This is a genomic window from Streptomyces gamaensis, from assembly GCF_042656465.1.
Classification (GTDB): Bacteria; Actinomycetota; Actinomycetes; order Streptomycetales; family Streptomycetaceae; genus Streptomyces; species Streptomyces gamaensis.
In genome coordinates, this window is sequence record NZ_JBHSPB010000011.1 from 1 (window position 1) to 12,602 (window position 12,602).

Consider the following 12,602-nt stretch of genomic DNA (forward strand, 5'->3'; position numbering starts at 1 on the left):
GCGGGGGCGGGGGGGGGGGGGGAGAGGGCCGTGTCGGTGCCCTCGTCCAGCGCGTGCAGCAGCGACGGGTTGCCGCCGGTGGGCTGTTGCCGTGCGGGGGTGGCCGTGTGTGCCTGTGCCTGGCGGGTGCCGGGGGCTTCGGAGGTGGGGGAGGGGAGCGCGTCGGTGTCCTTGATCAGCGCGTGCAGCAGCAATGGGCTGCCGCCGGTGAGCCGTTGCCACGCGGGCGCGGCCGCGTGCGCCTGTGCCCGGCCCAGGCGCGGAGCGAGCAGCGCGGCGACGGCGGGCACGTCCAGTGGCGTCAGCCGCACCAGTTCACAGCCCGGTGTCCGCAGGAACTCGGCCGTGAGCGACGACGTGACCGCCGGCTCCCCGCCGCTCCCGCCGAGTACGACGAGCACGCGCTCGCCCGCGAGCCGCCGCACGACATGGAGCAGGCACTCCAGCGAGGCCGGATCGCTGTCCTGCACGTCGTCGACGAGCAGGAGGACGGGGGCCCGCGCGGCGAGTTCGTGGACGTGGCGGTGGACGGAGTGGGCGGCGGCGGGGGGCCGGGTGCCGTCGCGACCGGGCTCTCCGGCCACGAAGCCGGACTCCCCGGCGTCCGCCGGGAGCGGTGCCCCGAACGGCCCGGCGGGCCCGCCCGTCCCCGCGAACAACCGACCCACCAGGCCCAGCGGCAGCCCCCGTTCGGCCCGAGCCCCCGCCGTCGCGAGCACCGTCGCCCCCGCTTCCGCGGCCGCGGCCCGTACGTCCCGGAACAGCGTGGTCCTGCCCGCCCCGGGCGCCCCCAGGACGAGGACGGCCCGGCCCGAGCCGCCCGCCGCCGAGGCGAGGAGCTCCCGGAGCAGGGTGCGCGCCTCGTCCCGTTCCACCGTCCTCACCGGCCCTTCCCCTTCGGTACGGCCGCCGCCCGGCGGCCGCGTCACACGAGCCCGTAGATGAAAACACGGGTCCCCTGAAACAGCGCATGCCGGTAGTCCGGACATCTGCTGGAACCGCGCGCGGCCACGACCCCGCCGGCCGCGCGCCCCAGGGCCCGTAGGGGTCCCCTACCGCCCCCGGGCAAGGGAACCCGGACCCCCGTCAGGGGTTTGCCGACGCGCGAATCCCCTGGCTAGCGTCCCGCCGCATGCACCACGCAATCGACCACGCCGCCACCGACGCGACCGCCGCCGCGCCCGCCGCCACCGACGAGGTATGGGTCACCGGAATCGGCGCCCTCACCCCCCTCGGCGCCGACGCGAAATCCACGTGGTCCGCCCTGCTCGCCGGGCGCAACGGCGTCCGCGCGCTGACCGAGGACTGGGCACGGGAGTTGCCCGTCCGTATCGCCGCCACGCTCCCCTGCGACCCGGCCGCATCGCTGGCCCGCACCGAGGCCCGCAGGCTGGACCGCTGCGAGCAACTCGCGCTCGTCGCCGCCCGCGAGGCCTGGGCCGACGCCGGAACACCCGGCACGGACCCGGAACGGCTGGCCGTCGCCATCGGCACCGGCATCGGCGGCATCGGCTCGCTCCTCGCCCAGGAGCGGACCCGGGAGAACGCCGGCCCCCGGCGCGTGTCCCCGCACACCGTCCCCATGCTGATGGCCAACGGCCCGGCCGCCTGGGTCAGCATGGACCTCGGCGCGCGCGGCGGCGCGCACGCCCCCGTCAGCGCCTGCGCCTCGGGCGCCGAGGCCCTCGCGCTCGGCCTGGACCTGATCCGCTCCGGCCGCGTGGACATGGTCGTGGCGGGCGGGGCCGAGGCGGGCGTGCTGCCGCTGCCCCTGGCCGCGTTCGCGCGGATGATGGCGCTGTCCACGGCGAACGACGACCCCGAGCACGCGTGCCGCCCCTTCGACGCCGCCCGCGACGGCTTCGTGCTCGGCGAGGGCGCCGCCGTCCTCGTCCTCGAACGTGCCGGCCACGCGCGGGCCCGCGGCGTCACCGCCCCGCACGGCACCCTCCTCGGCGCCGGCACCACCTCCAGCGCCACACACATCACCGCCTCCGACACGGCGGGACAGATACGTGCCATCGAGCTCTCCCTGCGCGACGCGCGCCTGGCCCCCTCCGACATCGGCCACGTGCACGCGCACGCCACCTCCACCCCGCAGGGCGACCTCGCCGAGGCCGAGGCGATCGCCACCGCGATCGGCACACACCCGGTCGTCACCGCCACCAAGTCCATGACCGGCCATCTGCTCGGGGCCTCCGGAGCCCTCGGCGCGCTCGCGGCCCTCCTCGCCCTGCGGGACGGTGCCGTACCGCCCACCCGCAACCTCGAACACCTCGCGTCCGGAATATCCCTTGACATCGCGGCCGGAACCGCCCGCACCGGCAACTGGCGGCACGCACTGGCGAATTCCTTCGGCTTCGGCGGGCACAATGTGTCGCTGGTGTTCGGGCGCGGTACGGCCGGCTGACGGGGGCGGCGGGCGCGCGCCCCGCGCCGGTACGCACATTCCGTGACGGACCGCCACGATTGGAGCCTCTCACCGTGTCACAGCAGTTCGGGGACTTCCAGTACGAGATCTACCTCGACGCCCTCGAAGGACGGACGCCGAAGTACCCGGTGGACTTCGCCTCCTTGGAGCGCAAGGCGGCCGAGTCCCTGCCGCCGTGGGTGTACTCCTATGTCGCCGGGGGCTGCGGCGACGAGCACACCCAGCGCGCCAACGCCCGCGCCTTCGAGCACTGGGGCATCGTCCCGCGCATGCTGAACGGGGCCGAACAGCGCGACCTGTCCGTCCCGTTGTTCGGCATGGACCTGCCCTCCCCGCTGTTCCTGGCCCCGATCGGGGTGATAGGACTGTGTTCCCAGGACTTCCACGGCGACATCCGCACCGCCGAGGCGTCGGCGAGAACGGGCGTGCCGATGGTGGCCTCGACCTTCACCATGGACGCGATGGAGGAGGTCGCCCCGCACGCCGGGACGACCCCCGGCCTGTTCCAGCTGTACACCTCGCGCGACAAGGACCTGACCGAGAGCCTCGTACGGCGCGCCGAACGGGCCGGCTACCGGGGCATCGTCGTCACCGTCGACGCCTGGACCGCCGGCTGGCGCCCCCGCGACCTCAACACCGGCAACTTCCCCCAGCTGCGCGGCCACTGCCTCGCCAACTACTTCAGCGACGAAACGTTCCGGGCCCGGCTCGACCGCTCCCCCGAGGAGGACCCCAGGGCCGCGGTCCGCGAGTGGACCGGCATCTGGGGCAACGCCCTGCGCTGGGAGGACCTGGACTGGCTGCGCTCCCTCACCCGGCTGCCCCTCCTCGTCAAGGGCCTCTGCCACCCCGACGACGTCCGCCGCGCCCGCGACCACGGCGTGGACGGCATCTACTGCTCCAACCACGGCGGCCGGCAGGCCAACGGCGGAATCCCCGCGATCGACCTGCTGCCCGAGGTCGTACGGGCCGCCGACGGCCTGCCGGTCCTCTTCGACTCCGGCGTCCGCAGCGGCACCGACGCGGCCAAGGCCCTCGCCCTCGGCGCCACCGCCGTCGGCATCGGACGGCCCTACGCCTACGCCCTCGCCGTCGGCGGCACCGACGGCCTCGTCCACCAACTGCGCTCCCTGCTGGCCGAACTGGACCTGTTCATGGCGGTCGACGGCCATCCGAGCCCGGCCGCACTGCGCGCGGCGGGGGCACGGCGGGTGCCGTAGCGGGGGCGGCGCGCTCACACGCGGTACGGGCGGGGCACCCCTGCCCTGAAGTGCCGAAAGGGCCTGGTCCACAATGGTGTCCGACAGCCGCTGCCCCGAGGGGAGTTGCCCATGACCGCAGCCGAGTCCGGGATACCCGCCGTGCCCGAGGCCCGTACCGCGTCCGGTACGGTGCGGGGCCGCCACGAGGACGGCCTGGCCGTCTTCCGCGGCGTCCCGTACGCCCAGCCGCCCGTCGGCGACGCGCGATTCGCGCCACCGAGGCCCGTACGCCCCTGGGACGGGGTGCGCGAGGCGTACGCCTTCGGCCCGCCCGCCCCGCAGGGCACGACCCCGATGCCCGGGCCCCCGGAGACCCTGAACGGTGACGACTGGCTGACCGTCAACATCTGGACCCCGCAGGCCGATCCGGCGGCCCGGCGGCCCGTGATGGTGTGGATCCACGGCGGAGCCTACGTCGTGGGCTGGTCCGGCAGCTCCGACTTCGACGGCTCCCGCCTCGCCCGCGACGGCGAGCTCGTCGTCGTCACCCTCAACTACCGGCTCGGCATGGAGGGCTTCGCCCACATCGAGGGGGCGCCCGACAACCGGGGCCTGCTCGACCAGGTCGCCGCCCTGGAGTGGGTGCGGGAGAACATCGCGGCCTTCGGCGGCGACCCCGGGAACGTCACCGTCTTCGGCGAGTCCTCCGGAGCCGGATCCGTCGCCGCGCTGCTGGCCATGCCGCGCGCGGCGGGCCTGTTCCGGCGGGCCGTCGCCCAGAGCGCGCCGGGCCCGTATCTCTCGCCGGAACTGGCCCGCGACGTCGGCACCGCCCTCGCCGCCGGACTCGGCCTGCCCGCGACCGTCGAGGGCCTCTCCGCCGTGGAACCGCGCCGGCTGACCGGCGCCGGGGACGGCCTCACCATGAAGATGCTCCAGCACGAGGACCGTTGGGGGGCGTACGCGCACACCGCGATGCCCTTCGCGCCCGTCGTCGACGGCGACGTCCTGCCGGAGACGCCCTGGACCGCCCTGGCCCGGGGCGCCGCCCGCGACGTCGAACTGCTCGCCGGCCACAACCGCGACGAGTGCCGGCTGTTCTTCGTGCCGACCGGCATCCTCGCCGGAATCGACGACGAGAAGGCGGCAGCGGCCCTGCGCGCCTTCGCACCCGGCCCCGACGGGGAACGCGCCTACCGGCAGGCGTACCCCGCCGCCGGACCCGACCTGCTCTTCGAACGCGTCTGGTCCGACTGGCTGTTCCGCATGCCCTCACTGCACCTCGCCGAGGCACACGCGGCGGGCGGCGGCCGGGCGTACCTCTACGAGCTCACGTGGCCCGCCCCCGCCCAGGGCGGCGCCCTCGGCGCCTGCCACGGCCTGGACGTGCCCCTCGTCTTCGGCACCTTCGCCTCCGACACGGGCCGTCTCCTCCTCGGGCCCGAGCCCTCCCCGGAGGCGGAGGAGCTGTCCGCCCGCTTCCGTACCTCCTGGGCCGCCTTCGCGGCCACGGGCGACCCGGGCTGGCCCGCCTACGACGCGGAGCAGCGCCTGACGCGCGTCCTCGACGCGCGACCGACGGTGACCGGATACCCGGAGGAGGCGTCGCGGGGGATCTGGCAGGGGCATCCGTTCGCGGCGCTGCCGCTGCTGGGCGGCTGACCGGCGCCCGCGCCGGCGCGAAAAGGCCGGCGCGCGAAAGGAGATGCCTGCCGGGGTGGGGCGGCGGAGGACGGCCGTTGCACCCCGGCAGAGCAGCCCCGAGGGGAGCATGCCCGTCCGGAACGCCGCACAAGCGGAGTGGTTGAATCCTTTCCCCGTGCCGGGTGCGCGCCGGAGCGCCCGTACGCGCCCCGGCCCGCCCCCGGCCCCCGCGCCCCGGCCCTACGCGACCCTCGCTCTACGCGACCCCGCGCAGATGCCCCGTGTGCCCCGGACCGCGCCCCTCGTCGGCCGACTGCGCACCGGACGCCGGGCGTCCCGTCAGATGTTTCCGCAGCCGGATCGCGTGGACCACCTCGACAACTCCCATGACGATCAACAGGATTCCCGCCACCAGCGCGAGCACCCCGAGCGACCGGAACGGCGAGACGATCAGCACGATGCCCGCGAGGAAGTTGACGATCCCGAGGAACACCTGCCAGCCCCGGGCCGGCAGCACCCGCGCGGACAGCGCGACACCCGTCAGCATCACTCCGCGCATCAGCCAGCCGAAACCGATCCACAACGCGAGCAGCAGAAGCGACTGCGCCGGCCCCCGGAAGCACAACAGCCCCAGCAGCACGCACAGTCCACCGCTGACGAACCCCAGCACCCGCATATGGCCCGGGATGTGCGCCCCGAAGGCGCCCGCCAGCTGAAACGCGCCGATCGCCAGCAGATAGATGCCGAACAGCACCCCCACCACGGTCAGGGTGCGCGCCGGCCACACCAGCACCACCACACCCAGCGCGATGGACGCCACCCCGGCGCTCAGCAGTACCTGCCAGCCGGCGTTCGCGAGAAGACCCAGGCGGCCGTACAACTCGCCGTGCGGGTCATCGGGGGAGAAACTCATGGCACTCGGCCTCCCCGTGCAACAAGGTGACTACAGCCGGACCCCCTGGGCGATCGGCCCCGGCCCCGCACCCGGCATCGGGCGCTCCTCGGCCACGCCTCACACCTCACCCCAGGCTCGCACACATCGGCACGGGGCGACACTCGGGACCACCGCCGCCTCAGTCCCACCAGAATTCCCAGTGGCCGGCGCCCATGAGACGTCCGGCGTGGTCGGCGAGGGTGTGGCAGCTCTGCCACAGGGTGTCCGGGCAGAAGGCGAAGTGCTCGGCGGCCAGGAGCAGAGCGTCGCCCGCCGAGAGCGGGGGAGCGGCGACGCTCAGATACAGGGTGTCGAAGCCGACGGCCACGACGCGGGCGCCGAAGTGCTCCTCCCAGTCGCGGACGACGGCGGAGAACCTGGCGGTGTCGTTCTCATGGTTCATGGGGCCGGACCAGCCCGCCGTAGTGAGCGCGTACGCGCCCGAGGCGGCGGCGACGAGGCCGAGGCGCGCGTGGGGGCGACGCGAGAGAAAGTCCCGGGCGTAGTCGACGGCTGCCCGATCGGGGTCGATGTCCGGCCTGATACCGGGGGCGAGATCTGGCCAAGCGCGCCCGAACGGCGCGATGTCGGAAGGGACTTCATCGGCGGCGTACCGCTCCCACCACTCCTCCAGCACGTCGGCGGGCTTGTGGTCGTCGGGCGACGACATCGCCTCGGGGTGCAGCCGGTACGGGGCTCGGCGAGCAGCCGGGCCCAGAGCTCGGCGGTGACGAGCCCGTACCGGCCGTCGCGGATGCCCCGTCAAGTGGCCTGTGTTCAGCCGCTGTCGTGCCTTCGTGCGCCCCGGGGCGCGTGGGGTGCCCATGGCGCCGTGCGGCAGGTGAACGCTGCGGTCGCGTGTGCCTTCCTGGGGGAAACCCTCGGGCGGGGCGCAGGGAGAGGGCAGGATGCCGGTCGGTGTGCCGTTCTCGTGGTGACAGGGGTGGATATGAAGCGTTCTTGGCGCAGGAGCCTGGGGTGTGTTGCCGTGGCCACGGCCCTGGCGACAGGGTGGGCGGTGCTCCCCGCGTCGGCCCATCCGGGGGAGAGGTCCCGAGCCCTGGTGGCCTGCGCGGGCAGCGCCGTCGTCCGTTTCGAGCCGGGGCTGACCCTGCGGACCCGGCACTCGCACATCAGCGGCTGGGCCGGGTACACCTGCACCGGCACGGACCCCCGCATCACCTGGGCCAAGTCCGTGATCAAGGGCGGCGGGGAGGCCGGCTGTGTCTCGATCGACGCCACGGCGGTGGAGCTCGTCACCTGGAACACCGGCGAACACAGCAAGGTGCTCTACCGCACGCGCCACCTCGTCCAGGCGGCAGGCGGTGAGGTCGTCTCCCTCGTCGAGGGGACCGTGGTCGAGGGGAAGTACGAAGGGAAGTCGGTGGGCTCTCCCGGGGCGCAGCTCACCCTCGACCCGCTGGGCTGTCTCACGGACAAGGGCGTCGAGGTGATCAACGGCCCGACGACGCTGGTGATCACCTGAGGGAGGGCGGGGCGCGCGGCCGGCGCCGTCGGTCGGCGCGGGAAGTACCGTCCTGGGCCGTCGTCGGCAGCGTGGGCAGCGCCGGCAGCGTCGGCCGGGCCCGGGAGCCGGAGCCGCACCGGTCGCGCCGGGGCACCCAGCGGCTCCCCGACGGGGCCCCGGCCGTGATCACGGCATCGGGTGGCGGGACGTTCCGCGTGGCCCTCCAGGTCCAAGGACCTTTCGCACCGCGCCCGCCGCCCGCTTAGGATGCCTGGGTTCTCGCACCGAGCGCGCCCGCAGCCGGCACCGCCGGTGAGGCGGAAGGCGGATCACGGACCGCCCGACAGATGGAGAGACGATGAGCACGGCCCCGAGGACCCGTACGCGGGCGTCCGCGCAGCAGCACGCTGCCGACAGCCACGACGTGATCCGCGTGCACGGCGCGCGCGAGAACAACCTCAAGGACGTGAGCATCGAGATCCCGAAGCGCCGGCTGACGGTGTTCACCGGCGTCTCCGGCTCGGGCAAGAGCTCCCTGGTCTTCGACACGATCGCCGCGGAGTCGCAGCGGCTGATCAACGAGACCTACAGCGCCTTCCTGCAGGGCTTCATGCCGACCCTGGCGCGGCCCGAGGCCGACGTCCTCGACGGGCTGACGACGGCGATCGTCGTCGATCAGCAGCGGATGGGCGCCGACCCCCGCTCCACGGTCGGCACCGCCACCGACGCCAACGCGATGCTGCGCATCCTCTTCAGCCGGCTCGGGCAGCCGCACCTCGGCCCGCCCAGCGCGTACGCCTTCAACGTCCCCTCGGTCCGGGCGAGCGGCGCGATCACCGTCGACCGGGGTGCGCGCAAGGCCGAGAAGGTGACCTTCAACCGCACGGGCGGCATGTGCCCGCGCTGCGAGGGCCGGGGCGAGGTCTCCGACCTCGATCTCACCCAGCTGTACGACGACTCCAAGTCGCTGGCCGAAGGCGCGCTCACCATCCCGGGCTACAAGGCGGGCGGCTGGAACTACCGTCTCTACAGCGAGTCGGGTTTCTACGACGCGGACAAGCCGATCCGCGAGTACACCGAGAAGGAACTGCGCGACTTCCTCCACCGCGAGCCGACCAGGATGAAGATCGCGGGCATCAACATGACCTACGAGGGGCTGCTCCCGCGGATCCGGAAGTCGATGCTCTCCAAGGACCGTGAGGCGATGCAGCCGCACGTGCGGGAGTTCGTGGACCGGGCGGTCACCTTCACCGCCTGCCCCGAGTGCGAGGGGACCCGGCTCAGCGCGGGGGCCCGCTCCTCGAAGATCGAGGGCGTCAGCATCGCCGACGCCTGCGCGATGCAGATCAGCGACCTGGCCGCGTGGGTCCATGGCCTCACGGAGCCCTCGGTGGCCCCGCTGCTCGGCAAGCTGCGGCACACCCTGGACTCGTTCGTGGAGATCGGGCTGGGCTACCTCTCGCTCGACCGCCCGTCGGGCACGCTGTCGGGCGGCGAGGCGCAGCGCGTCAAGATGATCCGCCACCTCGGTTCCTCGCTGACCGACGTCACCTATGTCTTCGACGAGCCCACCACAGGGCTGCACCCCCACGACATCCAGCGGATGAACAAGCTGCTGCTGCGGTTGCGGGACAAGGGCAACACGGTGCTCGTCGTGGAGCACAAGCCGGAAGTGATCGCGATCGCCGACCATGTCGTCGACCTCGGGCCCGGTGCCGGTACGGCGGGCGGCACCGTCTGCTTCGAGGGCACCGTCGAGGGGCTGCGGGCCGGCGGTACTCTCACCGGCCGGCACCTCGACGACCGGGCCGCCCTGAAGAAGACGGTGCGCAAGCCCACCGGCACGCTGGAGATCCGCGGTGCGACGGCGCACAACCTGCGGGATGTCGACGTCGACATCCCGCTCGGAGTCCTGACCGTCGTCACCGGCGTCGCCGGCTCCGGCAAGAGCTCGCTGGTGCACGGTTCGCTGTGCCGACCGTCGGGGGCGTCGCACGAGGGCGTGGTGTCGGTCGACCAGGGCCCGATCCGCGGTTCGCGGCGGAGCAACCCGGCGACGTACACCGGACTGCTCGATGCGGTACGCAAGGCGTTCGCGAAGGCCAACGGCGTCAAGCCGGCGCTGTTCAGCGCCAACTCCGAGGGCGCGTGCACCGAGTGCAACGGCGTCGGCGTCGTCTACACCGATCTCGCGATGATGGCCGGGGTCGCCGCCCCCTGTGAGGAGTGCGAGGGGAAGCGGTTCCAGGCCTCGGTGCTGGAGTACCGCCTCGGCGGCCGCGACATCAGTGAGGTGCTCGCGATGCCGGTGGTCGAGGCCGAGGAGTTCTTCGGCGCCGGTGAGGCGCGTACCCCGGCCGCCCACCGGATCCTGCGGCGGCTGTCCGACGTCGGGCTCGGCTACCTCACCCTGGGCCAGCCGCTCACCACGCTGTCCGGCGGCGAGCGGCAGCGCCTGAAGCTGGCGACACACATGGCCGACAAGGGCGGCGTGTACATCCTCGACGAGCCGACGGCAGGTCTGCACCTCGCCGACGTCGAGCAACTGCTCGGCCTGCTCGACCGGCTCGTGGACTCCGGCAAGTCGGTCATCGTCGTCGAGCACCACCAGGCGGTCATGGCGCACGCCGACTGGATCATCGACCTCGGGCCCGGCGCGGGCCACGACGGCGGCCGGGTCGTCTTCGAGGGCACCCCCGCCGACCTCGTCGCCGCCCGCTCCACCCTCACCGGTGAGCACTTGGCGGCCTACGTCGACGCCTGACCGAAGCGGGGGCAGGCCCTACGCCCCCCGGTCCGGCCTCTCCAGCCGGGGGTATCCCGGATCGACCGTGTACAGGCGCGGGTCGCCCATGACGACGCCGCTCCAGTCTCCGGTCAGCTCGTGGAAGGCGCCCGGCGCATGGCCGGTCAGCAGCCGGAAGTCCCGGTTGAGGTGCGGCTGGTCGGTGTAGCCGCACAGCGCCGCGGTCTCGGCCCAGGAGCGCGGTCCGGCGGCGTGCATGAGGGAGACGGCCCGCTGCAGCCGGGTGATACGGGCCACGGTCTTGGGGGACAGTCCCGTCTCCTGGCGGAAGCGTGCGTTCAAGTGCTGCCGGGACCAGCCCACTTCGTCCGCCAGCGCGCCGATCGTCACGTTCCCGGAGAGTGCCGTGAGCTGGTGCCAGGCGTGGCGCACCGGCACGGGCAGTTCCGGTCCCGAGCCGATGCGGGCCAGTAAGTAGTCGTCCAGCAGCCGGAATCGGGCCGCCCAGCCGGGGGCCTCGGCGAGCCGCTCGGTCAGCCGTCTGCCGTCGGCGCCCAGCAGGTCGGTCAGCCCGACGCTCCTGTTGGCCAGTTCGCTCAGGGGCAGGCCGAACAGCGCTCGGGCCCCCAGCGGTGTGAACACCGCCGTGAGGCCGTACTCGTGTCCGCCTTGCAGGATCGCCGTGGGCCGGTCGGTCAGCCCGGTCACCGGGGAGAGCAGGGTCCTCGGCGTGCGCCCTGCGGCGTCGGTGACGTAGTGCCGGTCCGGGTGCTCGAAGTCGATGACGACGACCACCGTCGCGAGTGCCGTCACCCGCCGCAGGAGCGGCTGCGAGAACTGGAAGTCCTGCCCCGTGTAGCCCACGGCGTGGCCGGCGAGCAGGGGATGCGGGGTACGGGAGGCGAGTTCGGCCGTATCGGACGACGGCAGGGCGGTCACCGTTGTCTGGTCGTCCATGCCACGGCTCCCTCCGGAAGCGCAGAACACCGGATTTCCCCGTACCGCCGATCCTACATTTTTCCAATCCCGTGACCACAGGCCCCCGTTAACGTCGTGTGCGTCGCCCTCCCCGGCCGCGCGGCCGCGTGGGGACCACCTCGTCGGGGGTGAGGTGGTCCGCGCGCGGCGCGCGGTCCTCGCGGCGGATCCGGTGCCACCGGCGTGTGATTCCGGTCTCGCTCGCGCCCCGGAACCCCGCTGTGATCTCCCGCAGCACGCATGGATACTGTTAAGGTAAGGCTTACCTATTCGGTATCTGTGTCGATGTCGAACTCATCCGGTGGGGGTTCCGTGGCAATCGCGGTCGCTGTTCCCGAAACGGTCGGTGTACGCCGGCCGTCGGCCCGTGACAAGGCTCTCCAGGAGACCTACGCGCGCCTGGGCGAGGCACTGAGTCCGCTCGCCCGGGTCGAGATGCGGCCTTGCGCGAGCGGAGAACAGGTCACTGGCGAACGGCTCGTGAACGACGCCGCGCTGCGCGAATGGCTCGTCGACGTGGCCGGGCGGCGGATGCGCGACGCCCACGGGACCGACCCCCGGCGCGATGTCGCGGCCCTCGAAGTGCTGCACCAGTACGCCTTCTTCGCCACCGTGGCCATGAGCGGCCCCTGGTTCCTCGACCGGCGCGTGCCCCGGCTCGCGCCCGGAGGCATCGGCTACGACGAGTCCTCGGCCACCCTCACCGTGGACCCCTCCGCCCTGACCTGCCTGCCGGGCGACCGCGTGGCGGGCGCGCCGGGCGTGCGGGTCGCGGCGGACGAGGAGGAGCTGCGCGCGGAGCTGCGCAGCGCGGTGGCCGCCCACCTCGGGCCCGTGCTGGAGGCGTTCCGCCCGCTGCTGCGCCGGGGGCCCCGGGCGGTGTGGGGGCTGGCCACGGACGAACTCGCCGAGGGCATCTGGTACTTGGGCCGGACCCTGGGGCAGGAGGGCCGCGCGGTGCGGGACGCCGACGCGCTGCTGCCCGGCGGCACCGCCCCGTACGTGGGCGCGGCCGGTTTCCGCCCCTGCGGGGAGGAGGAGTCCGGCCTGGGCACGGAGGCCACGCGCACGCGGGTCAACTGCTGCCTGTGGTACACCGTCACCCCGCAGAAGCTGTGCGCCACGTGCCCGCGCCGCACCTGCGGATAGCCTCCGAACCGAAGACAGCAACGGCGAGGGCCGGAACTCCTCGAAGGAGT

10 protein-coding genes are annotated in these 12,602 nt (G+C 73.5%); 6 read left to right on the top strand and 4 right to left on the bottom strand.

Annotated elements, in window-relative coordinates; translation table 11 throughout:
* Positions 1 to 884, bottom strand: an 884-nt coding sequence (locus tag ACFP1Z_RS18765; RefSeq protein ID WP_390317596.1) for an AAA family ATPase, incomplete at its 3' end; no start/stop codon positions are given.
* 248 nt (positions 885 to 1,132) lie between these two features.
* Here ACFP1Z_RS18765 and ACFP1Z_RS18770 point away from each other — a divergent pair.
* The 3 genes from ACFP1Z_RS18770 (at position 1,133) to ACFP1Z_RS18780 (ending at position 5,295) form a co-directional block, all read left to right on the top strand.
* A complete protein-coding gene (locus tag ACFP1Z_RS18770) occupies positions 1,133 to 2,410 on the top strand; it encodes a beta-ketoacyl-[acyl-carrier-protein] synthase family protein (RefSeq protein ID WP_390317597.1) in 1,278 nt (425 codons plus the stop codon).
* A 74-nt stretch (positions 2,411 to 2,484) separates the two neighbouring features.
* Positions 2,485 to 3,651, top strand: a complete 1,167-nt coding sequence (locus ACFP1Z_RS18775; protein ID WP_390317598.1) for an alpha-hydroxy-acid oxidizing protein — start codon at positions 2,485 to 2,487, stop codon at positions 3,649 to 3,651.
* Positions 3,652 to 3,762: 111 nt separating this feature from the next.
* Positions 3,763 to 5,295, top strand: a complete 1,533-nt coding sequence (locus ACFP1Z_RS18780; protein ID WP_390317599.1) for a carboxylesterase/lipase family protein — start codon at positions 3,763 to 3,765, stop codon at positions 5,293 to 5,295.
* A gap of 238 nt (positions 5,296 to 5,533) precedes the next feature.
* Here ACFP1Z_RS18780 and ACFP1Z_RS18785 read toward each other — a convergent pair whose 3' ends face one another.
* Positions 5,534 to 6,190 (bottom strand): HdeD family acid-resistance protein, encoded by a 657-nt coding sequence (locus ACFP1Z_RS18785; RefSeq protein WP_390317600.1) that lies wholly within the window; start codon positions 6,188 to 6,190, stop codon positions 5,534 to 5,536.
* A 160-nt stretch (positions 6,191 to 6,350) separates the two neighbouring features.
* Complete coding sequence (locus ACFP1Z_RS18790) at positions 6,351 to 6,881, bottom strand: DUF4253 domain-containing protein (RefSeq protein ID WP_390317601.1); 531 nt, start codon at positions 6,879 to 6,881, stop codon at positions 6,351 to 6,353.
* 318 nt (positions 6,882 to 7,199) lie between these two features.
* Between ACFP1Z_RS18790 and ACFP1Z_RS18795 the strand changes: the two genes are divergently transcribed.
* Positions 7,200 to 7,697: a hypothetical protein gene (locus ACFP1Z_RS18795; protein ID WP_390317602.1), complete on the top strand. Its 498-nt coding sequence runs from the start codon at positions 7,200 to 7,202 to the stop codon at positions 7,695 to 7,697.
* 340 nt (positions 7,698 to 8,037) lie between these two features.
* On the top strand, positions 8,038 to 10,443 hold the full coding sequence (locus ACFP1Z_RS18800; RefSeq protein ID WP_390317603.1) for an ATP-binding cassette domain-containing protein: 2,406 nt from the start codon (positions 8,038 to 8,040) through the stop codon (positions 10,441 to 10,443).
* Positions 10,444 to 10,461: 18 nt separating this feature from the next.
* Here the strand turns inward: ACFP1Z_RS18800 and ACFP1Z_RS18805 are convergent, their stop codons facing one another.
* Entirely contained in the window at positions 10,462 to 11,382 is a 921-nt protein-coding gene (locus tag ACFP1Z_RS18805) for a helix-turn-helix domain-containing protein (RefSeq protein ID WP_390317604.1), read from the bottom strand.
* Positions 11,383 to 11,715: 333 nt separating this feature from the next.
* On the opposite strand from ACFP1Z_RS18805, the gene ACFP1Z_RS18810 reads away from it, so the two are divergent.
* On the top strand, positions 11,716 to 12,552 hold the full coding sequence (locus ACFP1Z_RS18810; protein ID WP_390317605.1) for a (2Fe-2S)-binding protein: 837 nt from the start codon (positions 11,716 to 11,718) through the stop codon (positions 12,550 to 12,552).
* The last annotated feature ends 50 nt before the right edge of the window (positions 12,553 to 12,602 follow it).